The sequence below is a fragment of the Actinosynnema sp. NPDC004786 genome (genome assembly GCF_053601135.1).
The window spans coordinates 123662-148945 of sequence record NZ_JBSGBG010000016.1 but is presented as its reverse complement, the minus strand read 5'-3'; the positions used below and the strand labels follow the sequence as shown (position 1 = coordinate 148945).

The 25284-nt window shown below is 67.6% G+C and carries 24 protein-coding genes, 1 tRNA gene and 1 other RNA gene; 18 read left to right on the top strand and 8 right to left on the bottom strand.

Annotated elements, in window-relative coordinates; genetic code table 11:
- Window positions 1–39 precede the first annotated feature (39 nt).
- The 5 genes from prfB to ACWEFJ_RS17075 all read left to right on the top strand — a co-directional run bounded on the left by prfB (window position 40) and on the right by ACWEFJ_RS17075 (window position 4237).
- Window positions 40–1140 carry a peptide chain release factor 2 gene (gene prfB, locus ACWEFJ_RS17095; RefSeq protein ID WP_378094164.1) on the top strand — a complete coding sequence of 367 codons (1101 nt, stop codon included), beginning with the start codon at window positions 40–42 and terminating at the stop codon, window positions 1138–1140.
- A gap of 67 nt (window positions 1141–1207) precedes the next feature.
- Window positions 1208–1897 (top strand): cell division ATP-binding protein FtsE, encoded by a 690-nt coding sequence (ftsE, locus tag ACWEFJ_RS17090; RefSeq protein ID WP_378094167.1) that lies wholly within the window; start codon window positions 1208–1210, stop codon window positions 1895–1897.
- Window positions 1898–1943: 46 nt separating this feature from the next.
- Entirely contained in the window at window positions 1944–2846 is a 903-nt protein-coding gene (gene ftsX / locus ACWEFJ_RS17085; protein WP_378094169.1) for a permease-like cell division protein FtsX, read from the top strand.
- A gap of 45 nt (window positions 2847–2891) precedes the next feature.
- Window positions 2892–3368, top strand: coding sequence for an SsrA-binding protein SmpB (smpB, locus tag ACWEFJ_RS17080; protein ID WP_378094171.1), 477 nt, complete (start codon window positions 2892–2894; stop codon window positions 3366–3368).
- Complete coding sequence (locus ACWEFJ_RS17075; RefSeq protein WP_449714304.1) at window positions 3365–4237, top strand: amidohydrolase family protein; 873 nt, start codon at window positions 3365–3367, stop codon at window positions 4235–4237. The genes smpB and ACWEFJ_RS17075 overlap by 4 nt, the downstream gene beginning before the upstream one ends.
- Here ACWEFJ_RS17075 and ACWEFJ_RS17070 read toward each other — a convergent pair.
- A complete protein-coding gene (locus ACWEFJ_RS17070; protein WP_378094175.1) occupies window positions 4224–4868 on the bottom strand; it encodes a response regulator transcription factor in 645 nt (214 codons plus the stop codon). The genes ACWEFJ_RS17075 and ACWEFJ_RS17070 overlap by 14 nt on opposite strands.
- Entirely contained in the window at window positions 4856–6103 is a 1248-nt protein-coding gene (locus tag ACWEFJ_RS17065) for a sensor histidine kinase (RefSeq protein WP_449714303.1), read from the bottom strand. Before ACWEFJ_RS17065 ends, ACWEFJ_RS17070 begins: the two co-directional genes overlap by 13 nt.
- Window positions 6104–6271: 168 nt before the next feature.
- Here ACWEFJ_RS17065 and ssrA point away from each other — a divergent pair.
- The 3 genes from ssrA (at window position 6272) to ACWEFJ_RS17050 (ending at window position 7326) form a co-directional block, all read left to right on the top strand.
- Window positions 6272–6644, top strand: a transfer-messenger RNA (tmRNA) gene (gene ssrA, locus ACWEFJ_RS17060).
- A 157-nt stretch (window positions 6645–6801) separates the two neighbouring features.
- Window positions 6802–6954 carry a hypothetical protein gene (locus ACWEFJ_RS17055; RefSeq protein WP_449714302.1) on the top strand — a complete coding sequence of 51 codons (153 nt, stop codon included), beginning with the start codon at window positions 6802–6804 and terminating at the stop codon, window positions 6952–6954.
- A 27-nt stretch (window positions 6955–6981) separates the two neighbouring features.
- Window positions 6982–7326, top strand: a complete 345-nt coding sequence (locus tag ACWEFJ_RS17050; RefSeq protein WP_449714301.1) for a hypothetical protein — start codon at window positions 6982–6984, stop codon at window positions 7324–7326.
- A gap of 83 nt (window positions 7327–7409) precedes the next feature.
- Here the strand turns inward: ACWEFJ_RS17050 and ACWEFJ_RS17045 are convergent, their stop codons facing one another.
- Entirely contained in the window at window positions 7410–7751 is a 342-nt protein-coding gene (locus tag ACWEFJ_RS17045; protein WP_449714300.1) for a hypothetical protein, read from the bottom strand.
- Window positions 7748–8326, bottom strand: a complete 579-nt coding sequence (locus tag ACWEFJ_RS17040) for a bifunctional DNA primase/polymerase (protein WP_449714299.1) — start codon at window positions 8324–8326, stop codon at window positions 7748–7750. Before ACWEFJ_RS17040 ends, ACWEFJ_RS17045 begins: the two co-directional genes overlap by 4 nt.
- 603 nt (window positions 8327–8929) lie before the next feature.
- On the opposite strand from ACWEFJ_RS17040, the gene ACWEFJ_RS17035 reads away from it, so the two are divergent.
- Window positions 8930–10090, top strand: coding sequence for a helix-turn-helix transcriptional regulator (locus ACWEFJ_RS17035; RefSeq protein WP_449714298.1), 1161 nt, complete (start codon window positions 8930–8932; stop codon window positions 10088–10090).
- Window positions 10091–10100: 10 nt separating this feature from the next.
- Window positions 10101–10823: a 5-formyltetrahydrofolate cyclo-ligase gene (locus ACWEFJ_RS17030; RefSeq protein WP_449714297.1), complete on the top strand. Its 723-nt coding sequence runs from the start codon at window positions 10101–10103 to the stop codon at window positions 10821–10823.
- A gap of 563 nt (window positions 10824–11386) precedes the next feature.
- On the opposite strand, the gene hrpB is transcribed toward ACWEFJ_RS17030, so the two are convergent.
- Window positions 11387–13735: an ATP-dependent helicase HrpB gene (gene hrpB / locus ACWEFJ_RS17025; RefSeq protein WP_449714296.1), complete on the bottom strand. Its 2349-nt coding sequence runs from the start codon at window positions 13733–13735 to the stop codon at window positions 11387–11389.
- Here hrpB and ACWEFJ_RS17020 point away from each other — a divergent pair.
- From ACWEFJ_RS17020 to ACWEFJ_RS16985, 8 genes are all read left to right on the top strand, one after another.
- The gene (locus tag ACWEFJ_RS17020; protein ID WP_449714295.1) at window positions 13734–14834 is read left to right on the top strand and encodes a glycosyltransferase; all 1101 of its coding nucleotides are present in this window, start codon (window positions 13734–13736) and stop codon (window positions 14832–14834) included. The two genes, hrpB and ACWEFJ_RS17020, sit on opposite strands and share 2 nt — an antisense overlap.
- A gap of 4 nt (window positions 14835–14838) precedes the next feature.
- Window positions 14839–15651, top strand: coding sequence for a GNAT family N-acetyltransferase (locus tag ACWEFJ_RS17015; protein ID WP_378094194.1), 813 nt, complete (start codon window positions 14839–14841; stop codon window positions 15649–15651).
- A gap of 61 nt (window positions 15652–15712) precedes the next feature.
- Complete coding sequence (locus ACWEFJ_RS17010) at window positions 15713–17035, top strand: MFS transporter (protein WP_449714294.1); 1323 nt, start codon at window positions 15713–15715, stop codon at window positions 17033–17035.
- A 65-nt stretch (window positions 17036–17100) separates the two neighbouring features.
- The gene (locus tag ACWEFJ_RS17005) at window positions 17101–17856 is read left to right on the top strand and encodes a DsbA family protein (protein WP_449714293.1); all 756 of its coding nucleotides are present in this window, start codon (window positions 17101–17103) and stop codon (window positions 17854–17856) included.
- Window positions 17857–17983: 127 nt separating this feature from the next.
- Window positions 17984–18056: transfer RNA gene (locus ACWEFJ_RS17000), tRNA-Ala, on the top strand.
- A gap of 474 nt (window positions 18057–18530) precedes the next feature.
- Window positions 18531–19352 (top strand): DNA-3-methyladenine glycosylase family protein, encoded by an 822-nt coding sequence (locus tag ACWEFJ_RS16995; protein ID WP_449714292.1) that lies wholly within the window; start codon window positions 18531–18533, stop codon window positions 19350–19352.
- Window positions 19353–19407: 55 nt separating this feature from the next.
- Window positions 19408–19854: a hypothetical protein gene (locus tag ACWEFJ_RS16990; RefSeq protein ID WP_449714291.1), complete on the top strand. Its 447-nt coding sequence runs from the start codon at window positions 19408–19410 to the stop codon at window positions 19852–19854.
- Window positions 19841–20182 carry a hypothetical protein gene (locus ACWEFJ_RS16985; RefSeq protein ID WP_449714290.1) on the top strand — a complete coding sequence of 114 codons (342 nt, stop codon included), beginning with the start codon at window positions 19841–19843 and terminating at the stop codon, window positions 20180–20182. Before ACWEFJ_RS16990 ends, ACWEFJ_RS16985 begins: the two co-directional genes overlap by 14 nt.
- Window positions 20183–20382: 200 nt before the next feature.
- Here the strand turns inward: ACWEFJ_RS16985 and ACWEFJ_RS16980 are convergent, their stop codons facing one another.
- The 3 genes from ACWEFJ_RS16980 to ACWEFJ_RS16970 form a co-directional block, all read right to left on the bottom strand.
- Window positions 20383–20871 (bottom strand): Imm1 family immunity protein, encoded by a 489-nt coding sequence (locus ACWEFJ_RS16980; protein ID WP_449714289.1) that lies wholly within the window; start codon window positions 20869–20871, stop codon window positions 20383–20385.
- 526 nt (window positions 20872–21397) lie between these two features.
- Entirely contained in the window at window positions 21398–23518 is a 2121-nt protein-coding gene (locus ACWEFJ_RS16975; RefSeq protein WP_449714288.1) for an AIPR family protein, read from the bottom strand.
- A 119-nt stretch (window positions 23519–23637) separates the two neighbouring features.
- The gene (locus tag ACWEFJ_RS16970) at window positions 23638–24816 is read right to left on the bottom strand and encodes a hypothetical protein (RefSeq protein ID WP_449714287.1); all 1179 of its coding nucleotides are present in this window, start codon (window positions 24814–24816) and stop codon (window positions 23638–23640) included.
- Window positions 24817–25284 lie beyond the last annotated feature (468 nt).

Sequence of the window (25284 nt, the reverse complement as noted above, 5' to 3'; positions counted from 1 at the left end):
GGTCGCACTCCGCGGCCGGTGCCGGCGTAATCTTGGGCCGTGAATCCCGACGTCGAAGCAGACATCAAGGACCTCTCCGCCACGCTGTCGAGCATCGAGGCGGTGATGGACCTCGACGCGCTGCGCGCCCAGGTCGCCGAGCTGGAGCAGGCGGCGGCCCGGCCGGACCTCTGGGACGACCAGGAGAAGGCGCAGCAGGTCACCAGCCAGCTCTCCCACAAGCAGGGCGAGCTGCGCCGGGTGACGACGCTGCGCGAGCGGCTGGACGACCTCTCGGTGCTCTACGAGCTGGCCGAGGACGAGGGCGACGCGGGCAGCCTGGCCGAGGCCGACGCCGAGCGGGCGAAGCTCCGCGAGGAGATCTCCTCGCTGGAGGTCCGCACGCTGCTGTCCGGCGAGTACGACGAGCGCAACGCGCTGGTCACGATCCGGGCCGAGGCGGGCGGCGTGGACGCGGCCGACTTCGCCGAGATGCTGCTGCGGATGTACTCGCGCTGGGCCGAGCGGCACGGCTACGGCGTGGACGTCTTCGACACCTCCTACGCCGAGGAGGCGGGCATCAAGTCGGCGACGTTCCGCGTCACGGCCCCGTACGCCTACGGCACGCTGAGCGTCGAGCAGGGCACGCACCGCCTGGTGCGCATCTCGCCGTTCGACAACCAGGGCCGCCGGCAGACGTCGTTCGCGGGCGTCGAGGTGGTGCCCGTGGTCGAGCAGTCCGACCACGTCGACATCGACGAGAAGGACCTGCGGGTCGACGTGTACCGCTCGTCCGGCCCCGGCGGCCAGGGCGTGAACACGACCGACTCGGCGGTGCGCATCACGCACATCCCGACCGGCATCGTCGTCTCCTGCCAGAACGAGCGCTCGCAGCTGCAGAACAAGGCCACCGCGATGGCCGTGCTCCAGGCCAAGCTGCTGGAGCGGCAGCGGCAGGAGGAGCAGGCCAGGATGGACGCCCTCAAGGACACCGGGTCGAGCTGGGGCAACCAGATGCGGTCCTACGTGCTGCACCCCTACCAGATGGTCAAGGACCTCCGCACCGAGCACGAGGTCGGCAACCCCTCCGCGGTGCTCGACGGCGAGATCGACGACTTCCTCGAGGCCGGCATCCGGTGGCGCAAGCAGCAGCAGTCCTGATCGGTCAAGCCGCCATCCGGCGGGCGACACGAGGGCTTCACCCCGGCCGCGAGTAGACTCGCGCCTCGTGATTCGCCTCGAACACGTGTCCAAGGTCTACAAGAGCTCCGCCCGCCCCGCGCTCGACAACGTCTCGGTCGAGATGGGCAAGGGCGAGTTCGTGTTCCTCATCGGGCCTTCCGGTTCCGGGAAGTCCACGTTCCTGCGGCTGCTGCTGCGGGAGGAAGTGCCCAGCAAGGGCCGCGTGTACGTGTCGAACTTCGACGTGGCCAAGATGTCCCGGCGCAGGGTCCCCCGCCTGCGCCAGTCCATCGGCTGCGTGTTCCAGGACTTCCGCCTGCTGACGAACAAGACCGTGGCGGAGAACGTCGCGTTCGCGCTCGAGGTCATCGGCAAGCCGCGCAACACCATCGTCAAGGTGGTGCCCGAGGTGCTGCAGCTCGTCGGCCTCGACGGCAAGGCGGACCGGATGCCGCACGAGCTGTCCGGCGGCGAGCAGCAGCGGGTGGCCATCGCCCGCGCGTTCGTCAACCGGCCGCTGGTGCTGCTCGCCGACGAGCCGACCGGGAACCTGGACCCGGACACGAGCCAGGACATCATGCTGCTGCTGGAGCGGATCAACCGCACCGGCACGACGGTGCTGATGGCCACCCACGACCACTCCATCGTCGACTCCATGCGCCGGCGCGTGGTCGAGCTGGACCACGGCCGGATCATCCGCGACGACGCGCGGGGTGTCTACGGCGTGGGCCGCTGAGCCCCCGGACCCCCTCAACCCCCGACCCTGAGGAACGTTCCCCCCGATGCGTACCAGCTTCGTGTTCAGCGAGGTCGTGACCGGCCTGCGCCGGAACGTCACGATGACCATCGCGATGATCCTCACGACCGCGATCTCGCTCTTCCTGCTCGGCCTCGGCCTGCTCGTCGTCCGCATGGTCGACAAGATGCAGGACAACTACCAGGGCAAACTGGAAGTCGCGGTCCTGCTGACCAACGACGTCAGCGCGAACGACAAGGACTGCGCGCAGCAGCCGTGCGCCGGTCTGCGCACCCAGCTGGAGACCACGTCCGGGGTCAAGACGGTCGTCTACGAGAACCGCGAGAAGGGCTTCGAGCGGTTCAAGCGGATCTTCGAGGCCCAGCCGGAGCTGGTGAAGCTGGCCCGCCCGGAGGCCATCCCGGCCACGTTCCGGGTGAGCCTGGAGGAGCCCGAACGCGCCGACGTGATCGTGCAGGCGTTCACCGGCAAGGCGGGCGTCAAGGCGGTGAACGACCAGGGCGAGTTCCTGGCCAGGCTGTTCGACGTGCTCAACGGCGCGCGGGACGGCGCGCTCGGCCTCGCCGCGTTCCAGGCGCTGGCCGCGTTGCTGCTGATCTCGAACACCATCCAGGTCTCCGCGTTCACCAGACGCACGGAGGTCGGCATCATGCGCCTGGTGGGGGCGACCCGCTGGTACACGCAGCTGCCGTTCCTCATCGAGGCGGTGGTGGCCGGCATCATCGGCGCCATCGCGGGCGTGCTGTGCCTGGTCGGGTTCAAGGCGGTGGCGCTGGACCGGGTGTTCGGCGACCTGTTCAGCTCGGGAATCCTGCCGCCGGTCGGCATGTTGGACATCCTGGTCATCTCGCCGATCCTGCTGGGTGTGGCGATCGTGATCTCGGCGCTCACCGGCTACGTCACGCTGCGCCTGTACGTGCGCCTATGACCGGTGCGCCCATAATGGCTGGCGCGCTCACGTAAGGTTTCGGTCATGGTCAAGGAACGCGGTCAGAAGGTGATCGCGTCGAACCGCAAGGCTCGGCACGACTACACCATCCTCGACACCTACGAAGCGGGTGTCGTGCTCGTCGGCACCGAGGTGAAGAGCCTGCGCATGGGCCGGGCATCCCTTGTGGACGCCTTCGCCCAGGTGGACGACGGCGAGATCTGGCTGCACGCGCTCCACATCCCGGAGTACGTGGCGGGCACCTGGACCAACCACGAGGTGCGGCGCAAGCGCAAGCTGCTGCTGCACCGCAGCGAGATCGAGCGGCTGATCGGCAAGACCAAGGAGAGCGGCCTGTCGCTCATCCCCTTGTCGATGTACTTCAAGGACGGCTACGTCAAGGTCGAGCTGGCGCTCGCGCGCGGCAAGAAGTCCTACGACAAGCGCCAGGACCTGGCCAAGCGGGACGCGCAGCGGGAGATCCAGAAGGCGCACGGCCGGGCGCTGAAGGGCCGGTATTGACGCCCGAAGGGCTGCCCGGCCTGGTCGACGTGCACGTGCACTTCATGCCGCAGCGCGTGCTGGACAAGGTGTGGGCGTTCTTCGACCAGGCGTCACGGCACTACGGCGTCGAGTGGGGCATCCGGTACCGGCTCCCCGAGGACGAGCGGCTGGCCGTGCTCCGGTCGTTCGGCGTGGTCGGGTTCGCGCCGCTGGTGTACCCGCACAAGCCGGGCATGGGCGAGTGGCTGACCGACTGGGCGCTGGACTTCGGGGCCCGCGTCGACGGCGCGGTGCCCACCGCGACCCTGTACCCGGAGCCGGGCGTCGAGGCGTACGTGGCGCGGGCGCTGGCGGCCGGCGCGCGGTGCTTCAAGGCGCACGTGCAGGTCGGCGGGTACGACCCGCGGGCGCTCGACGGCGCGTGGGGCCTGCTGGCCGAGGCCGGGGTGCCCGTGGTCGTGCACTGCGGGCACGGGCCGCTGCCGGGCGCGCACACCGGGCTGGACGTGTTCGAGGACGTGCTGCGCCGGCACCCGTCGCTGGTGGCGGTGCTGGCGCACGCCGGGATGCCCGAGTACCGGGAAGCGCTGGACCTGGCCGGCCGGTACGCCGGGGTGCACCTGGACACCACGATGGTGGGCGTGCCGTTCACCGAGGCGCGGGCGGCGCTGCCGCGGGACTGGGCGGCCCGGCTGGTCGACCTCGCCGACCGGGTCGTGCTCGGGTCGGACTTCCCGAACATCCCGTACGACTACTCGGTGCAGTTGGCCGCGATCGAGGGGTGGGCCGCCGCCGACGACCGGCTGGGCGAGCCGTTCCTGCGGGCCGTGCTGCACGACAACGGGGCCCGGCTGCTCGGCCTCGCCCCGGCCGTCAGCCCAGGTTGAGGTAGGCGAGGACGGCCCGGACGCGGCGGTGCTCGCTGGTGCTCGGCTCCAGGCCGAGCTTGGCGAAGATGTTGCCCACGTGCTTCTCCACCGCGCCGTCGGAGACGACCAGCGCCGCGGCGATGGCGGCGTTCGACAGGCCCTCCGCCATCAGGCCGAGGACCTCGCGCTCGCGCTGCGTGAGCGAGTCGACCGGGTTGCGCCGGGACCGGACCATGAGCTGCGTGATGACCTCGTGGTCGATGCTCGTGCCGCCCCCGGCGACCCGGCGCAGCGCGGCCACGAACTCCGACACGTCCGCCACCCGTTCCTTGAGCAGGTAGCCGACGCCGTTCGCGCCGCCCGCGAGCAGTTCGACCGCGTACCGCTCCTCGACGTACTGCGAGAGCACCAGCACCGGCAGGTCGGGCACGCGCCTGCGGGCCTCGATCGCGGCCCGCAGGCCCTCGTCGGTGAACGTCGGGGGCATCCGCACGTCCACCAGGGCCAGGTCGGGGCGGTGCTCCTCGATCGCGGCGAGCAGGGCGTCGCCGTCCTCCACCGCCGCGACCGTCTCGATGCCCTCGTCGGCCAGCAGGCGCTGCACGCCCATCCGGAGGAGGACGGAGTCCTCCGCGATCACCACGCGCACGGCAGCTCCGTCCGGATCACGGTCGGCCCGCCGACCGGGCTCACCACGACGACCACGCCGTCAATGGTCGCAGCCCGGTCCGCGAGGCCCGCGAGGCCACCACCCGGCCGCACCTCCGCGCCGCCGCGGCCGTTGTCGGTGACCTCCACGACCACGGAGTTCTCGGTGCGGTGGACCTTCACGTGGGCCTGCGTCGCGCCGGAGTGCTTGGCGATGTTCGTCAGCGTCTCGGCGACGGTGAAGTAGGCGGCGCTCTCCACGGCCGTGGGCGGGCGCGGCTCGACGTCCACCTCCACGTCGACCGGGATCGGCGAGCGCGCGGCCAGCGACGACAGCGCCGCGTCCAGGCCCCGGTCGCCGAGCACCGACGGGTAGATGCCGCGGGCGAGGTCGCGCAGCTCGGAGATGGCGAGCTTGGCGTCGGCGTGCGCCTCGGCGATGAGGTCGCGGGCCGCGTCCGGGTCGGACTCCATCTTGCTGCGCGCCCGGCCGAGGCCCATGGCCACCGCCACCAGCCGCTGCTGCGCGCCGTCGTGCAGGTCGCGCTCGATGCGCCGGCGCTCCGCCTCGGCCGCCTCCACGCCGCGGGCCCGGCTGGCGGACAGCTGCTCCGCCTTGGCCGACAGCTCGCCGTAGCGGGTCGGGCCGAGCAGGGCGCGGGCGAGCGCCGCGTGGCCCCGGGCGAGGGCCTTGAGCAGGCGGTACGCCAGGACGCCGAGGACCAGGCCGAGCGCGCTCACCGGGAGGGCCTTGGCGAACGAGTCGATCAGCCAGACGGTGCCGTCGCTGAACGTGACCTCCCAGGTCGCCGGGAGCCAGTGCAGGTAGAACGGCAGGAGCACGGTGCCCAGCACGACCGACCACAGCGCCACGGTGACGGAGAACTCGAACGCCCCCAGCGGCAGCATGAGCATCCAGTAGGCGTAGTCGCGCCACGTCGCCGGGTCCTTCACGAGGGCCTTCGCCCGCGGGACGGTGCCGTCGGGCAGCGGCCGGTACGGACGGGGGATGTCCACGCCCAGGGTCGCCCGCAGCCAGGCCCGCTCGGCCGTCGCCGCGCCGCGCGCCAGGACCAGGGTCAGCACGCCCAGCGGCAGGCCGACCCAGATGACGGCGGTGCCGATGCTCACCGACCCCAGCGTCACCAGCAGGACGGACCAGAAGATGCCCGTGACCAGGTTGAGCAGGAAGTACCCGCTGATCCGGCCGATGTCGGGGTTGACCCTCGTCACCATGTTCCCCACTCTCACTCCCCGGTGTACCGGACCAGCATCGCCCGATCGTGTGGCCCGGGACCATCAGGTAGGCCGGTCGGCGCGGGGTGGGGACAGCCCTACCCGGCTAATGGGAATGACACGTCGGCGCGGGGCGTTATGCTGTGCGGAGCAAGACCCACACGACACGGGGGTGAACGGTTTCGACTTTGTGCGTTGATTCAAGGGAAGCGTGCCGGTGCAGGCGAGAGACCACCGCAAGCGTCATCGCAAACCAATAAGCGCCGAGTCTAACGACCAGCGCGCGTTCGCCCTCGCCGCCTGAGGCCAGGAGCGACGCTGTCGGCCCGGGGAAGCCTCCGCTCCGGTCGCCGGCATCAGCCAGGAGGCTCACCACCGTTCCCGGCCACGGGGAACGGTCGGGACACCCACAGTGGCTGGGCTCATCACGGTGACTTGTCCGCGTGATCACCGGGGCCGAGTAGAGATGTAGCGGACTGCGCACGGAGAAGCCTTGATGAGGCGGCAGAGGACCCGGGTTCGATTCCCGGCACCTCCACCACCGCGGCCCTACTCGGACCGTGGTCCGCAAGGACCACGCCGAGTAGGTCGGCGTCGGTAGCAAGATCAAGAGCGGCCTCCTCCTTCGGGAGGGGGCCGCTCTTGGCGTAGAGGGAGGCTCCAGCCTCGACCAGTCCGGCGATGCCGTCGGTCAGGTCATGCCCGGCGATGTTCTCGGCATCGACGTGCAGCTTGGAGAAGATGACCTTGACGACGGCCCGCTTCACGGCATCGCTGCCTCGACGGTAGAAGCCCTGTGGGTTGGACAGGAGCGTGAGGGCGGCGGCGAAGAACTCCCGATCCTGATCTAGCTTGCTCGCTGTGTCGGTGAGCTGGCCTTGGATCTCAGTCCGCTCGCGTTCGATGTCCGCCAGCTTCTTCTTGAGCTTGGCGCGGGGCCAGTCGGGGTCGCCGAGGTCGAGCAACCGATCCTCTCGCGTGTCCAGCTCGTCCAAGCGGGCACCGAGTCGCTTCTTGAGGTTGCTCATGACGGCTTGCTCTCCGAGGAGGGCTTGGTCGAGCTGGCGACGGACGGTGGACTGGAAGCTGCCGCTGAGGCGCACGGTGCCGAGGTGCCTGTCGACGGCGGCCTCGATGTCTTGGAACTGCTGGCCGCACAGCGCCCGTCAAGAGGATCCAGAGGCTTGATCGGACGCGAAGACATGGACTTCTCGATCTTCTAGAGACAAGCGCAGGAGGTGGCCCTCGATCACCCTGGCCACCTCCTGCGGCTTCCGTCTTGCCGTGCTTGTCGAGTGGTCCGCCTTCAGTGCTGCTGGGCGGTCACCGCGGCTTCATCGAGCCACACCACGTGCACCTGTCGCACTCCCGCCGATCGGGAGCTGATCTCGAAGAGCGTCCGGGCGCTGTCCGCGCTCTGGGAGTGCAATTGGAAGTCACCTTCGACTGAGTTGACGTCGGCGCGGTCTTCGTAGGCCAGGCCGTAGCCCGCCACGCGGGCGTCCTCGGCCTCGCCGTACTCCTCCACGATGGCGAACAGCCGGGGTGCTTCGGCGACGGCCAACTCGCGCATGAGCCTGGTGAACCCCTCCCTGGTCCACGGCCTGTTCGGGATGGTCAGTAGTGCCTGCTTGGCCAGCTCGGTCACGCGCTCTTCCTCTTCTCGAAGCTCTGAACCAGGCCGGCCAGCACGTCGCCGGGCATCAGGCGGTTGCCCGCCTGCTCGGGGGTGACGAGCCAGGTCACCGGGGTGGTCTCCAGTGCGCTCGGCGGCAGGGGCATCGGCATCCCGGCCTCCATGACCCGCGCCTCGTCGCTCAGGAGCACCGAGGGCAGTGGCGGCCGGACGAGGAAGTAGGCGATGGGCATGTTCGGGAAGGCCAGCACCGGCGTCGGCAGCTTCGAGAACCAGGGGTCATCCGCGAGCGCCATGACCAGCGAGTCAGCCACCGCGAACGCCCCCACCTCCGGACCAGTCACCGTGAAGACGTTGGGCTCGTGCAGCCCCGGCGTCGACCACCACTCCGCCACCAGCTCGGCGTCGGTGGTCGCTTCCTCGATCGGGCGGAGACAGGGACTGGTGACCGGCTGCTCGGTAGCCGGGTCAGCGAAGTGTCCGCCCTTCCAGACGGCTCCCGGGAGGACGGGCCAGCCGAGTTCGGCGTAGCTCAGGGCGGCTTGCAAGGTCGTGGGTGGTGGGTTGTCCGGCGTGCTGGTCGGCACTGCCTTGCCTTTCTGCTGAGTGATCTTCCGTTGGAGTGGAGGCAGGGACGACCTCGAACAGGTCGTCATACTGCATGGGCGTGAGGGCGACCAATGCCCCGCCGATGAATGCCGGACTGGGACGCAGCTCACCGCTCAACACCCGTGCGACCGTGGAGCGGTTGACGTCCATGGCTTTGGCGAGCGCGTAGTCCGAGTGGAAGCCTGCGAGTCGTGCGGCCTTGGTGAAGACATCGGTACGCCTGCGGATGGTGTGCGGCATGGTGGCCTGGCTTCGCCGTTTCCCCCTATGTGGATTTGGGAGTACGTTTGGATGTCATTGCTGGGGCGCTTCCTTGCGGAGAGGTCTTCGTTGGCGGGGCACCCAACGCCAGGGATCAGCGCGCGACATACCGGCAGATGATGTTGGTCGGGGCAATCCGCCGGTGTGCCCTTCCAGGTGCATCGCCTGGCGCTGGGGCCGAGATCAAGAGTGGAATCCCGCAGGGGCGGCCAACAGGGACAAACCCACGCCCAGGTGGGGCCACAGTGGCGCAGGGGTACCCTTGACCAGGCGAAACACCAACCGGATCACCGGCAAGACAATGCCAGTGAGGTCATCCGATGGCGGTACGGCGAATCGGTCTTGCGCGGGCACGGAAAGCGGCCGGGTTTACCCAAGAGTCGTTCGCTGAGGCCATGCACGTCGACCGTTCCACGGTGGTGCGTTGGGAAGCTGGTGAAAGAGAGCCTCTTCCGTACCAGCGCCCGAAGCTGGCCCGCCTGCTGAGGATGTCACTCGACAGACTTGATCAGGTACTCGCGGCTGGTGGGCATGGCGAGCCACGTGATCGCCTCGCCCACTCCTTGGAGCAGTCCGGCTCCGTAGACCTCATTACTGTGGCACAGCTGCGGCAGCATGTTCACAACCTCGATGAACGCTACGACCGGGCGCCCTCGACCTCGCTCCTCGCGGAAACAGGCCAGGCGTTGGGGCAGATCACCTTTCTCTCAGCACACGCCAAAGCACACCGTGTCCGCCGAGAGTTGAGCGCGGTCGAGGCTGAGAGTGCGATCTTGATGGGGCAGCTCGTCTGGGACGCCTCGCAGCGTCGTGACCATCGCACCGCTCACCGCTACTTCGACCGAGCCGTCACAGCCGCCAAACGAGTCCGCGACCCTGCGACCGAAGGCTTGGCCTGGTTGCGCAAGAGCTACGTGGCGCTCTACGGCGAGAACGATCCCTCTACTGGGTTGGCGCTGACTCTGCGGGCAGCCGAGACCACTGCGGAGACGAGCCAGGTGCTCAGCGGTCTTGCCGCGCTCCACGCCGCCGAGGCCCACGCCATGATGGGACAGTTGACCGACTGCGAGCGGATGCTCGGAGAGGCTGATCGTCGCCTTGAACAGGTCGACGCCGACGATGTGGCGTTCGATCTGTTCTCCCCGACCCACCGCGGGCGACTGACTGGGTCGTGCTACCTCTTCCTCGGCCAGGCAGAGAGAGCCGCACGCATCCTCGACGCCACGGCTGCCGAACTCCGCGAGCGCTCGAAGTCTGCGGCCATCGTGCTCGGCAACCTCAGCCTGGCCCGTCTGCGCCAAGGCCAGGTGGACGAGGCCGCCGGGACGCTGCACGAGGCGATGGACGTGATCGAACTGACCTGGGGCGGGGGCGGGCTCAACATCCTGTTCGATGCCTGCCGCGAGATGCAGCCGTGGCGTCAGGAGCCCGAAGTGCAAGATGTCTACGACCGGGTGATGACGCTGATGGCAACGAAGTAGGAGGGCCGACGTGGCGGACGTCGATCAGGCGAAGCAGGCTGCCCGCGAACGCGTATGGGTACTGCTGGAACGCGAACATGCCGTTCCGCCTGGCGTCCACGGCCGCATCCCCTCCTTCTACGGTGCCGAGGAGGCCGCCGACCGCCTGGCGGAGCTACCCGAGTGGAAGGCTGCACGGGTGATCAAGGCGGTACCGGATACTGCTCAGCAACCGGTGCGCGCCAGAGCGCTGCGTGAAGGCAAGCTTGTCTACATGGCGGTTCCCAAGCTCGCCGGTGAACGACCCTTCATCGTGCTCGACCCGAAGAAGCTCGACATCACGCCGGAGGAAGCGGCTGTGCGGCATACCGCTGCCCAAGTCGGTCACCACGTGGATGTTGATGCCATGAGTTCCGTCGACCTGATCATCTGCGGCAGCGTGGCGGTGAACCGGCGCGGGGTCCGCCTCGGCAAGGGCGCTGGGTACTCGGACATCGAGGTGGCACTGCTTCAGGAAGCTGGTCTCATTGGGTCAGACACCACGATCGTGACGACAGTGCACGCGCTCCAGGTGGTGGACGACGAGCTGCCCGAGACCGCACACGACTTCAGCGTCGACGTGATCGTGACACCAGAGACGGCGATCCGCTGCCCGGAGCCACGGCGACCGCGGGGACTGCTGTGGGATGAGCTATCGGCGGAGAAGGTCGCGGCGATCCCGGTGTTGGCGGCACGTCAGAGATCACGTAGGTAACGAACCGTAGGCGGTTGTGCTCGTAGGGCTATTTGAGAGCCTCTCGGTGCGTCGCTTCTACGCTCTGTCCTCGACAGTGGTACAAAGCGATATGTCCCAGCTTGGTGTCAATCAACCATTCGATCTATTTGGGCAGTTCTGGAAAGCCGGCGAAGAGGAGAAGCGCACACCGGGTCGCTTGTATCGAACGGTGGACGGTATCCGGATACAGCTATTCGAAGACTTGCGCCCGGGGCCGAGTTACGTTGCAGTGAATCAAGATGAGCAGAACTCGGTCTTCGAAGTAATCGACTCCCCTGAAAAGCATGAACCGCTAACTCTGTACGGGCGCGTCGGTCAAATGGTCGGCAGTATTACCGCTTATGACTGTATAACTGTGCACTCGCAGTCGGATCTGTTCGATAGCGGTGTCGGCGAATATATCCTTGCACCGCGCGGCGTCATCTTCGGTGCTCCCACGTTAGGCGAGAAGCAAACATATTCTGGTGGGCGGTTTGAATATCGGCGGAGAAGCTCCACCACCGAGACGACCCCTCCCCACCCCGGGGAGGGGCCGTCGTCGTTCAACGGCGGGCCGGCGGGGCGGTCAGCGGGTCCTCCGGCCAGCGGTGCTTGGGGTAGCGCCCGCGCAGCTCGGACCGGACCCGCGGGTATCCGGTCCGCCAGAAGGACGCGAGGTCGCCGGTCACGGCGGTCGGCCGGCCCGCGGGGGACAGCAGGTGCAGCACGACCGGCACCCGGCCGTCGGCCAGGCGCGGCGTCTCGGTCCAGCCGAACACCTCCTGCACCTTCACCGGCAGCACCGGCTCCGGTCCCGAGTAGTCCACCCGGATGCGTGAACCCGAAGGGACCTTCAGCCGGTCCGGCGCGAGGTCGTCGAACCGGACGGCCGCGGGCCACGGCAGCAGCCGCCGCACGACCTCCTCGCCGCTGATGCGCGCCAGGTCGGCCCGCCGCCGGGAGTCGCCCACGTCGACCACGGCGAGCAGCGCCTCGTCGTCCACCGCGGGCCACGGGTCGCCGAGCACCCGGTGCAGGAACGCCATCCGCTCGCGGGTGCGCAGCCCGTCCGCGTCCCACCGCAGCAGGCTCACGCCTTCCGCGCGCAGCCCGGCCAGCAGCGCCCGGCGGATCGCGTCGCGGTCGTGCAGCGGCTTGGCGGACAACGTGATCGCGCCCAGCTTGCGCAGCCGGTTCGCCACCACGTCGCCGTCCCACCGCACGTCGTCCTCGACGGACAGCAGCGACGACGCCGCCGTGACCGCCAGCTCCTCGTCGGCCCGCGCGGCCAGCCGGACGCGACCGTGGGCCCGGCCCGCCTCGCGGTCGGCGACCGCCACCGCGAGCCACTCGGCGTCGGCCAGCCCGCTGCCCGGCGGCAGCTCCACCGCCGTGCCGCCGGCCATCAGGTACACCGGCGACCCGGCCGCACGCCGTCGCGCCAGCCGTTCGGGGTAGGCGAGGGCGACCACCAGCGCCGGGTCGCCGCGACCGTCGCCCTCGACCATCGCGGCCAGCCGGCGGACCTCGCGCGGGTCGGCGTCCCGGGTGGACAGCTCGATCCCGGGGTTCGCGCGGTCGTCGTCCAGCAGGGCCACCACCTCGGCGGCCGTGCGCGCGCCCACGGCCGCCGCGCCGTCCAGCAGCGCCCGCGCCAGGCGGGGGTGCAGGCCGAGGTCGGCCATCCGGCGGCCCCGCTCCGTGGCGCCGTGCCCGTCCAACGCGCCGAGGGCGCGCAGCACCGAGCGGCCGGCGTCGAGCGCGCCCCGCGGCGGCGCGTCCCACCACCCCAGCCCTTCACCGTCCGGCACGCCCCAGCAGGCCAGCTCCAACGCGAGCCGGGTCAGGTCGGCGGTGCGGATCTCCGGCTCCGGGTAGCGCGGCAGCGTGCTGTGCTCGTGCGCGGGCCAGCACCGGTAGACGCGCCCCGGCGCCTCCCGGCCGGCCCGTCCCGCGCGCTGGTCGGCGACCGCCGCGCTGACCCGGACCGTGGCCAGCCCCGACAGCCCGCGCCGGTGGTCCACCCGCGGCACGCGCGCCAGCCCCGAGTCCACCACGGCCCGCACGCCCGGCACGGTCAGGCTCGACTCGGCGATCGCGGTCGCCAACACCACCCGACGCCGGGAGCCGGGCCGCAGGGCGTCGTCCTGCGCGGACGTGGCGAGGCGGCCGTGCAGCGGCAGCACGTCCACGTCGTCGCCGATCAGCGCCGCGCACCGGCGGATCTCCGCCACGCCGGGCAGGAACGCCAGCACGTCGCCGTCCACTTCGGACAAGGCCCGGCGCACGGCGCGGGCGACGGTGGCCTCCACGCGCTCGCCGCGGGCCGGCGCGACGTGCTCGACGTCCACCGGGAACGTCCGCGCCTCCACCCGGATCACCGGCGCGTCGCCCAGCAGGTGCGCCAGGCGGTCGGCCGCCACGGTCGCGGAGGTCGCCAGCAGCCGCAGGTCCGGCCGCAGCCCGGCGCGGGCGTCGAGGAGCAGCGCCAGCAGCAGGTCCGCGTCCAGGTGCCGCTCGTGGCACTCGTCCAGCAGCACCGTGCCGACGCCCGCCAGCTCCGGGTCGTGCTGCAACCGCCGCACCAGCAGGCCGGACGTGACGACCTCGACCCGGGTGTCCTTCGAGGTCCTGCGGTCGCCGCGCACCGAGTAGCCCACGGTCCGCCCCACCGGCTCGCCCAGCAGGCTCGCCATCCGGGCGGCGGCGGCACGGGCGGCCAGCCGGCGCGGCTCGGCCACCACCACGCGGCCCTCCAGCGCCAGCGGCACCAGCGTGGTCTTGCCCGTGCCGGGTGGCGCCACCAGCACCGCCGAGCCGTGCGCGGTCAACGTGCCCGTGATCTCGCCGAGCAGCGGTCGGATCGGCAGGTTCGGCAACTCCACGCCGCCAGTGTGCCAACCTGGGCGCATGGGGAAATGGGGTGTGCTCGGCGCGGCGGTGGCCCTGGCCCGCGCGGCCGTGACGATCAAGGTGTGGCGGGAGGTCGAACGGCTGCCCACGCGCCCGGTCGACGGCGGCTCGGTCACCGTGGTGGTGCCCGCGCGCAACGAGGAGCGCACGATCGACCGGTGCCTGGCCGGCCTGCGGAAGCAGGACTACGGGGACCTGCGGATCGTGGTCGTGGACGACGCGTCGACCGACCGCACCGCCGAGGTCGTGCGGCGGCACGCCGACCAGGACCCGCGCGTGCGGCTAATCACGAGCCCGGGGCCGCCGTCCGGCTGGGCGGGCAAGGTGCACGCGCTGCACGTCGGCACGGCGGACGCCGACACCGACTGGCTGCTGTTCGTGGACGCCGACACCGAGGCCGCGCCCGACCTGGTCGGCAGGCTCGTCGCGGGCGCGCGGCGGGACGACCTCGACCTCGTGTCGACGTCCGGGCGGGGCACCCGGCCGAGCGCCGGGTGGTGGCTGCTGCTGGCGCCGGTGAACCAGCTGCTGTTCGAGACGACCACGGTCGACGGGCGGCGCGGCATGGCGTTGGCGGTCGGCCACTGCATCCTGGTCCGCCGGGCGGCGTGCGAACGGGCGGGCGGTTGGGCGGCGATCGCCGGGTCGCGCGCGGACGACGTGGGCTTCGCCACCCTGGTCCGCGACTCCGGCGGTCGCACGCGGTACGTGGACGGCGCGGACTCGCTGACCACGTCAGGGTTGGACACGTTCGGCGCCACGTGGGCGTCGATGCGCAAGAGCATGGTCGCCGGCACGTCGCTGTACGCGAAAGGGCCCGCGAGCGCGTTCCTGTCGCTCGCGTCCACCGGGCTCGCGCACATCGCGTACGGGGCCGTGCCGGTGGTGGCGGCGTTGCGCGGGTCGAAGCCGGGGCTGCTGGCGTGGCTGGCTCAGTCGGCGGCCGAGTACGCGTTCCTGGAGCGGGCCCGGCAGCCGCGGGCCGCGGCCGTGCTCGCGCCCGCGGCCTACGTCACGTTCGGAGCGCTGTCGCTGGAGTCGGCGTGGCGGGCGTTGCGCGGCACGACGACGTGGAAGGGCCGGGACGTGCGAGGCTGAGGTCGTGGTCGACCCGCTGCGTGATCCCGACGACCCCGACCTGCTCGACCCGTACCGGGCCCGTGAGCTGGCCGGGCTGGTGGAGGCCGCCCGGCTGGCCGCCGGCGCCGTCCGGTACGGCAAGGTCGGCCGGGTCGGGGTGGCGCAGGTCGTGGTGAACCGCGACAACCCGCTGCCCGGCGGCAACCACGCGTGCGCGGTGTACGGGTCGTCGGCCGAGGTCGCGGGCACGCTCATGCGGTTGGAGCAGACGTTCGCCGACGTGGGGCGGGCCGAGGCGGTGCTGTACGCGTCGCCGACCACGGTGGCCGAGATCGAGGGCATCGCCGACGACACCGGGTGGCACGCGGTGGAGGAGGCGTTGGCCGTCGTGCACCGGGGCGAGGTGGCGCGGTCGTCGCTGGTGCGGCCGGCGCGGGACACCGACCTGCCGGGCATCGCCGAGCTGCTGGCCGACGACCTGGGCGTGGACGGGCCGCGGCTGCTGCGGCACCTCGGTCAGCGCCTGGACGACCCGCGGTGCGTGTTCGTCGTGGTGGACGACGGTGACCGGATCGGGGGATTCGCGTCCGGGTTCACCGAGCGCCGGGTGGGGCTGGTGGAGCACGCGGTCGTGCGGCCGGCGCGTCGTCGGCGGGGGCTGGGTCGGGCTTTGGTGCGGGATGCGGTGGCGGCGTTGCGGGAGGCAGGGGCGTTGCTGGTGGCCGGGCACGTGGCCGAGGGCGGCGCGGGGGAGCGGTTCGTGGAGGCGTGCGGGTTCGACGTCTGCTACCCCGTGACCGCGTACGCGCGCAGGGTCGACGAACTGCTCGATTGAGTATTTAGTTGCCGCACCGCATATCCTTAGCACAGCTAACGGTGAGCGGAAGGGGCGTGCGGTGCTGGGGACCGACGGGCGAGGCTCGGAGAAGACGGCCAAGCCCCGGCTACCCGGCGAGGTGTGGGTCCTCGTCGTGGCGAGCTTCATCATCGCCCTCGGGTTCGGGATCGTCGCGCCGGTCCTGCCCGCGTACGCCAAGAGCTTCGACGTCGGCACGTTCGCCGTGTCCGCCGTGGTCAGCTCGTTCGCGCTGGTCAGGCTGCTGTTCGCGCCGATGAGCGGCCGGCTCGTCAACCGGTTCGGCGAGACCTGGGTCTACATCGTCGGCATCCTCATCGTCGCGGTCGGCACCGGCGCGTGCGGCTTCGCCACCGCGTACTGGCAGCTCATCGTGTTCCGGGCGTTCGCGGGCGTCGGGTCGACCATGTTCACCGTCGCCGCCGTCGGCCTGCTGATCCGCATCACGCCCGCCCCGATGCGCGGCCGGGCGTCCGGGCTGTGGGCCACCGGGTTCCTGCTGGGCAACATCGGCGGCCCGATCGTCGGCGCGCTGCTGGTCGAGATCTCCATCCAGGTGCCGTTCGTGACCTACGCGGCGGCGCTGGTGGTGGCCGCGCTCGTGGTCTGGTGGTTCCTGCGCCGGTCCACGCTCGCCGCGCTGGACAACTCGACCGAGCAGGTCACGATGTCCGTGCGCACGGCCGTGCGGCGGTCGGCCTACCGGGCGGCGCTGGCCTCGGGGTTCGCCAACGGCTGGGCGGTGTTCGGCGTGCGGATCTCGCTGGTGCCGCTGTTCGTGGTGGAGGCGCTGCGCAGCACGCCCGCCGTCGCGGGCATCTCGCTGTCGGTGTTCGCCGCGGGCAACGCCGCGGTGCTCATGATCTCGGGCAAGCTGGCCGACAGCATCGGCCGCAAGCCGGTGGCCATCGCGGGGCTCGCGGTGTCCGCGATCGGCACGGTGTGGCTCGGGTACAGCGGGAACGTGCCCATGTTCATGGTCGCGTCCCTCGTCGCGGGCGTCGGAGCGGGACTGCTCAACCCGCCGCAGAACGCCGTCGTGGCCGACGTGATCGGGGCGAAGGCCAAGGGCGGGCCGGTGCTGGCGGCGTTCCAGATGGTCGCCGACTGCGGCGCCATCGTCGGACCGCTGCTGGCCGGCGTGCTGGCGGACCGGTTCTCCTACGGCGCGGCGTTCGCCGTGACCGGCGCGATGGCCGCGCTGGCGCTGGTGTTCTGGCTGTTCGCGCCCGAGACGCTGCCCAAGGCCGACGAGACCCACGTGGCGGCGGACGTGGCCGGCGAGTCCGGCCGGCTGGACGAGGGGCCGGAGGTGCCCGTCGGCGAGCGCCTGGCGGGCCGGCCCCGCCAACCGGACGCCTGACCACTCAGGTTCCGCTCAGCATCGCTCGGTAGCCTGCGGGCGGGTGTGACCGGGAGGGCAGTGCGGTGGGTGGCGCGGAGCGCAACGCTCGGAAGAAGAAGCAGCAGCAGTTGGCGGCCAAGTCGGTCGCGACGGCGCGTGGCACGTCGAACGACCGCAACCGGATCGTCATCGGCGTCGTGGTCGTCGTCGTGCTGGCCGCCGTGGTGGTCGGCGGCGTGCTCTGGAGCCGTTCCGACGCCAAGCCGTCGTTGGCCGACCTGCCGCCGGTCACCGGCGTGTCCGCGCCGATCGAGCGCGACGGCGGCGCGGTCGTGGTCGGCCGGGACGACGCGAAGGTCACCCTGGACCTCTACGAGGACTTCCTGTGCCCCGCGTGCGGCAACTTCAAGAAGACCTACGGCGAGCAGATCAAGCAGGAGATCGAAGCCGGCAAGCTCCGCGTGCGCTACCACGTCCTGCCGTTCCTGAACCGCTACTCGGACCCCGAGGGGTACTCCCGCGACTCGGCCAACGCGGCCCTGTGCGCGGCCGACGCCGGCAAGTTCTGGGAGTACCACGAGACGCTGTTCCTGCGGCAGCCTGAGGAGGGCGGGCCGGGGTACACCAAGGCGGAGCTGGCGAAGCTCGGCGCGGACCTCGGGATCACCGGTGACGCGTTCCAGCAGTGCGTGGACGGCGGTGCCCACGAGCAGGACGCGCAGGCCGGGCTGGACGCCGTGAAGGCGACCGGGAACTTCGCTGGCACGCCGACGGTGATGAAGGACGGCCAGGTCGTCGACTGGGACGACCGCGACTGGCTGACCACCCTGCTGAAGTAGCCCGACACCGCGCCCACCAGGGCAAACGCGTTGGGGGTACCCCCCGATTTCGTCGGGGCGGGGGCGGTGTTGTACGGTATTGCCACACGAGAACGGCGGCCCCAACCGCCGGGAAACGTGCAGGCAAGGGGCTGTGGCGCAGCTGGTAGCGCATCACACTGGCAGTGTGAGGGTCAGGGGTTCGAGTCCCCTCAGCTCCACAAGTAAATGGTTCGTCTGATTCGCCCGCTGACCTGCGGTAATGCAGGTGGCGGGCGATCTTGCTTTTCCGTCCATTGTGGACTGCGGTGGCCGAGCTGGAGCAAATCTGGAGCAGGCGGTCGCTCTGGACGAAATGTTGTCAGCTGTGTGCTCCAGCTCTCACTAACCCAGCTGGGTGGATCTGCCCGGGGACTTTTCGGTGGCCGTAGCCGTCGTCAGTTTTCGGCGCCGGTGCCATGACCCCAGGATGGTCGGTGCGGCCGTCAGCGGGGGTCTAGTGCCCGAACCCGCGGTTGGTCTTTCTGTTGGTCGCGGGGGACGGTGGTGGTCGCTGCGCATGACGATGTGGCTGAGCCTAGGCGGCGGACTCTCCGACAACTCGTTCGTGAATCCGCCACGCTGGCCGATCTCCCGAGACGACGGAGTGGTATCGGCATCATGGGCGGTTGCCAACCCGCCCCAGGGAGCTCGCTGTGATCGTGTCCTCGGTGATGACCGACCATCCCTCCTGGCTGTCGGTAGGCGAAACCGCCTATCGCGCCGTCCGTTCCGGCAGCTCCACCTGGGTGCTGACCTGCACACCTACAGAGACTGGTGGCAACCGGACGAAGGCACACCGGGTGCGGGACGAGGGGGGCGCTCCCGTGCTCGATGTCGTCGACCCGGATGGGCTGACCGGCACCGATGAGGTGGTGGACGTGCTGCGCGCGGCCGGCACGGTAGGACGTTGGCGCAACCCGGACCTGTGGGACGCCCTGGCGACGTCGATCATCCGGCAGGTGATTCGAGCGGGTCAGGCGCGCAAGCTCTACCGGGCGTTCTGCCAGACGCACGGAGAGGAAGTCCTCACGCCTCACGGGCCAGCGTGGCTGTTTCCGACACCGGAAGCCGTCCTGGCACTCCCGGACGACGAGTTCACCGCCTTGGGGATGGCCTTCAAGCGCCGTCCCCTGAAAGCCGCCGCCGAGGCAGTGCTGGAGTTCGGCCCGAAGTGGGGCGAACTCGACCCGGCCATCCTACGGGACGAGCTGCAGAGCGTGCCGCGCATCGGCCCATGGACTGCGGGGGCGACCGTCGCCGATCTCACCAACGACTACGCGCTGTACCCGTACGCCGATCTGGCGGTGCGCACCTGGGCGGGGCGCCTTTCGACCAGGAGGACCTGGCCCGAAACCGAACCGGAGTTCGCCCGCCTCTGGGCACGGTTGGCGGGTGAGGACCTGTCAGCCTGGACGCTGCTCACACTCGCATGGGGAGTACGTCATGCCAACACCTCAGGAGCCGTCGCCGTCTGACCCATCCGCAGCACTGATCACCGGCGCAGAACGACTCCTGCCCAATGACCAGAAGTTGCTGGCCCGGTTCTACCCGCAGGGCCCGGACTTCACCGGCCTGGTGTTGCGGTCGATCCGGTTCGAGCGCCGCGGCCCGGGCTGCACGCTGCGCGTCGACCTGCCGGTCGTCTCGGACGTGCCCGGATACCGCTACGTGCAGGCACACCTGGGGTTCCTGGCGGTCGACGACGTCCGGCTCTCCGGCGGCGCGGTGCTCCCGGCCACCGTGTCGGTCGAGTTCACGCAACGGCCGAGGGCGAGGCTGGCCGTATCCGTGACAGGCGAGTCGCTGCGCCTGACGCTGACGTGCGCCGAGCAGTTTCGCTTCGGCAAGATCAGCGCCCACAACTCGTCCCCGGATGCGGTGGACGACGGGCCGCACAAGTTCACGAGCAGGCTGGACCAGCGGCTGTACACGGCGGTCCCCGGACCGGAGATCGACACCTTCCATGAGCACATCTGACCTGTCGGCGTTCGAGCTCTACGCCCTGCACTGGGACGAACGCGACCAGGCGATCACCGCGTCCTTCGAAGGACCGCTGGACGAAGCCACCCGTCGGAGCTGGGAGGCGCCGCCTGAGCACGACTGGGTGCGGTTCGACCTCAGGTTCGCCGCGGTCGCCGACGTGGAGGTGCGCGGCTGGAGCTACCGACTGCCGGGCAGGGTGGCGCAGGTGCCGGTGGGGGACCGGGTGTCGGTCACGGTGATGGGGAAGGGCACCGACGTCCGGTTCACCTCCGCCCCCGCCGCCTGGGTGCGGATCCGAACGTCCAAAGCAGGGTCGCTCTGACCAGCACGCGCAACGGCACCAAGAGTCGACGTGTCATCTCTAGTGAAGCCCCACGACCGCCGGTTCATCCGAGGCAGGCTTGGGCGCGTCGGCGGCGGATCGCATGGGCGAGTCAGGCACCGGTCGGTTCGGTCGTGTTGGAATGTTCGTCCGTCGCTCCACAACCGTGAGCTTGGCGAGGAACTACGCCGGTCAGTACCCTAGAAGATGTCGGTCTGCTGCCAGTCGACGCATGTAGGGCGTTTGCCGGTTCGCATGAACTCGTGCAGGAGTTCGCGGAGCAGGTTCAGCGGAAGAGCGGCTTCTTTGGGAAACGCGGTACGCGTGTCCTTGTCGATGTAGAGCGTCACTCCGTTAGGAACCCGAGTGTCGGTCTGCCGAGGTAGGGCAATCCATGCTGCGGTGTCTTCCGCGCCACTCATTGCCTCGTCCGGCAGGAAGTCTGTCGGCCCGAACAGGTGAACGGCGGCGACGTGGTGCTGGGTGTCGAAGTCGAACTTCAGTTGGTGGTCAGGCAACTCGGCCGGACCGACCGTTGGCCGGTTCTGGGCATACACCACGGTCGGATGCGGCTGCGGGTTGGCCAGGATGTCGGTCAGGACGTCGTCGAGGGCGGCTTCGGAGTCGACGGTGACCGGCTCGTCGGCGCGGTTGTCGTCGCTGAAGTAAGAGATGTCGAGCGGCGTCACGGCGGGTTCCTTCCATGTATCCACTTCACTGCCCTGTCACCACGTCACGTCGTCACCGGCGTACTCACACCGTGATATATCCTATGATGGCTATGAAAAGCCGTAACTGCGTAGATAGTCGACGACCTGCTGACGCGTGCCGTCGACTTGACTACTCAAAGCAACCTCAGTGTTGTCATCATGGACCACATAGATCTGGCAGGTAATATACTTTAGCTGTTGTTCAGCCTAGGTTTCTCCGGCCGTAGATGCAGAACCGCAGGACAACTACTTCAGGTGGACCGCCGTGTGGGTCATCATCCGCCTGAAGAAATGGAAAATTCTCGTATGAATGTCGCGTCCGCCTGACCTGTCTCCTCGTTGTGATTTATATTTCTGACAGTTAGGAGTGCAGCCCGCCTGGTGTGCGAACCTAAATAACTTTCACGCTCTCGGTTTGGCGCTTTTCTGTATAAGACAGACCTTCGAGCAAAGGCATGAGAACGTGCTCCCAATATAATCTATGTTCCTGTTGGCTGAATTTCCGCTACTCGGGGGGAGCCTCATCCTGTAGGCGTAGAGCCAGCGCCCACAAGCTCTCGCTACCGTTAACTAGCCACCGTGTGGTTCCCTGATTCGCGACGGGTTGTCTCTTCCAATCGGCGAGCTGCCACATCTTCCGAATCAGACCAGAAGGGGAATATTGCTGCTGATCAGCTTCCCAAAGGATCGGCTTCGTACGACTGTTAACCCAAGTCGCCCGGCTGCGGCGTTCGTCCTCGGCGAGCCATCCGGCGAGCGCCAAATTCTCAGTGGTGACGGGGCTGTTGTAAACCAGCGGAGTTCCCTCAGCGATCGCGTGCGCGTCAACTAGGTAGGGAACGGTGTTCGGGCGGCGTGGCTTGCGCTCAGGCTTAGCTCGCGTGTACTCAGCCGGCAGAGGTGGGGGATTCTCTCCCGTTTCCGCAGAGCTTAAGGCGAGGAAACTTAGACGTCGTGTCTGTTCGGGATTCGCGAGGATAGTGCGTATCTGTGTATCGGCACCGTATTCGGCGTCAGTGTGGTGAATGAGCCATGGTACGAGTGCGGCAACTGCATTCGTGACGCGTGGCAGTATCTCGGCCTCCCATGGGTATCCGTACTCATCGATCTGCGACACGCCTAAGTGTTTCAATACTAGATGGGCAATCAAATATTCACCGTGTTGTGCCACAACGGCGGCTCTGCCCTCTCGCTCCGAGCGCGTCGCGTGTAGGTTTTCGCGTACAGCCCGCACCGTAATGACAGCTCTCCAGATCTGTAAGGCAGAAGGGCGTGGGTTGAAAAGCACCTCGTATGCGCCGCGTTCGCCGCGTTCCCAAAGTGGATCGAGTGAGCGGGCGAGGCGCGCAGAATAATCGGCGACCGGATGCAGGCAGGCAAGTGCGGCAGCGGCTTCCACAATCGAGCAGCCTGATTCAGGCGACGGATCAGGGGCACCGCGCTTGATCGTGTACTGCTTATTCAGGTCAACGGCGAAGTCTTCGCGGATCTCGCTCTGAACGGGGTCAAGCGCAATAAAGTCACGAGCCTCCACACTGTTCTGCAGGTTGGTTGCTTTGGTGACATCTTCGGCGAACCCAGCGGCCCCGTTAGTTGCTATGACCCGGACACCAACCTTCGCCTGTGCGGCGATTTCTGGGTGAGTACGCATCGCTTCGGCGATCGCGGTGACAGTTTGAGCGCCATTGACAACGCTTGCGTTCAAGGCGGTCAACTGCATCGGCAGGTTATGTGGAAATTGCATCGAGCCAGGCCGGGCTTTGATGCTTTCACATAGTACAGTGATGCCGTTGTTTCGGTACCAAAAGTTACCCGGCTCAGTGATTAGAGACTGTACGATCCCGCTATTCGTACGAGTCGAACCGAGTGGATCGCGGATATTTGAACGGAACAGGCCGGCGCCATACTGAGTTGACCACGCCGCGACATCCTCGACCCGTACTGAGCCTTGAAAGGAAGTATGCAATCCGTCATGTTGATGCCACGGGCTCAGCGTTACATCTAGATTTATCGGCTCGGGTTCACGGTCTTGGCGAATCTGTTGGATAAAATCCTGAGCATGTAAGAATCGATAGTCCAGTCGGGGTCCGTTTTGATTGAAACGTGCCACTGCATCGTTGAGTACCCGTATTGGATTCGGACCGGGGGTTGCTGTGCCCATCAGTGCTATGACAAGGGTAATAGGCGCATTCTCCTCGACCATTAAAAAAGACGCTGCCTCCCCGAGGGCCTCACCGCGTGCGTTGAAATCACTGAACCGTTCGCGATCGAGATAGTCTAGGCCGCTGACCAGTTCCCTCGCGGCCTCTCGACCGATCTTCGCCGTACCCGTGTCGCTCCACTTCGCTTGCACGAGGTAGACATGCGGCGGTTCCTTGCGCAGTGCTATTGCATCAATACCTTGATCGGCTATGCCGTCGATGACGAAATCGCCGGCCTTGACTGGGTCTACTCCAGTAACGATCCGCACGGCCAGTGCGGTCAGCGCCCGTGAAAGCAGTCGTTGCTCCGCGTCCGCCGTGCCATACTGCTGAAGATCGCCCGCGTAAATGTGGCTAACGTAGTCGCGCTCCAGTGCTGCTCGAACTTGACGCGCGTGACGTCGCGCTTCTCTATCATCAGTCATACGTCCGGTTCCCTATTCAAAGATCAGTTGACTATAATGGCAGCGAGCTTGCTTAGCTGTATGCAGTGCCAGTGGTGATCGCCTTAGGGATCAAAGTTATTCCTGTCGGCCTAATGTCGTCAGAAAAGCGTTTGATCCGAGCGTGACTGTTGCTCTATGAATTCCCATTCGCTATGCACGGCAATAACCGCTGCACGATTTGCTCCAAGTGTCATTTTGACGACTTCGCGGGCTTTCTCATAACTCGCCTCGCGTGCTCCGAGCCATCCGCTACCCAGCAGTGCTGCGAATGTGCTGTTGCTTAGGTGCCTTTGAGACTGAAATCTGCCGTCGTGCTGTCGGCCCACGTTTCGGAGATGCTCTGCAACGTGGATGGTACCGCTCAGCAGCCGTTCCCTTGTAGCCTCGAATTTTCTGTTCTCCGTAAATTTGATGAACCCTGGCCTGGGCGCAAGGCGTAAATCTCCGAGGCTTCCCTTGTCCGCATACATACTATCTATTTTATCCACATAATCAGGGAAATTTCTATTCGGGCTGTAGTGAAGCAACGCGAGAGCACCGAACTTCGGATGGAGATAGATGAGATCCGCGCCGGCCGGTTCATAGTCGCCAATGGGTCTAATGTTGACCAATGTGACACCTTGTCCGGAGCCGCGTTTATCTCGCGTCAAGCGCATCCAGCCGAAGGGTGGAGTTTCATCTTGCTGTAACCGCAACACCTGATGATCGGGGCATGACCAAAATTCTACAGGATTATGAGCCTCCTTTAGGCCTGTGATGAACGGCATGCCTGGTGAGTCGCTCGACCAAGTTGACAGCTTTGACAACTGGGTATGTAAATTGGCTGCTTTTAGCGATAGTGCTACAGCATCTTGCTCGCAGGCCAACAGGAACCCGGCGTTGCCTGTAACTGTTTTAAGTTCCATCTGTTTTCTCAGAGATTTTATTTTATTTGCAGCATGCTTGCTGAATTGAGAAATCAGAGATGCTAACTCGTCGCCCTGACCGGGGGTCAGCGTTGCGCGATTTTCTAGTGCTCTGGTTAGGATGGAGTGCAATCTGGTGTTCGGTGACGCGGAAACGCCGGGTGTCACCATGCGGCAGGAATCAAACTCTAGATTCCTGTTCGATGTGCCAGATAAATCGCCGGGCACGACTCGTCCGAACGCAACTATTGTGATTGAGTCGGCGGCTTTTTCGACGAAAACGGCTAAGCTTTGCTTGCTTCGCTTCAATGTGCGGTATGGGTGCGCATCTAAGGGGATAGTGCCATCTTGTTGAAAGGCTTTTTGCTGCATGGCCTGTTGGATCTGGCCAGCGACCTCGAAAACTGTTATTGTTGACAAGGCCTTCCTCTCTCTTGCGATGTACGGACGCTAGTGCTTCAGTTCTCCGTCACCATGTCACGGTAACTGACCGGAGTTCGACGTTCGTTGGGAGGTCGGTCCGAGGTCGGCCGTGCGGACACCGATGACATGCCTGGCACCAGTCGCAGCAAGTCGCACACCTACCGTAAGTAGAGCGTCGATCATCTTGAGAGCTTGGTCGAGTTCATCCCTGGTATGTTCGACAGAATCACCGATGAGCCTTGCTCGCTGTAGGGTGTCTACTCACTCTTGCAACGTCGGTTGCGTGGTCCATCACAGCGCGACGTCCAGCCATGTCCACAGCTTCGACGGGGGTCGTCGGCGAGCGCATGCCGCGCGGCAGGGGAGCCCAGCGGGACCACACAGAGCCGCGACGATTTCGCGTGCCGCCGCTCCCGC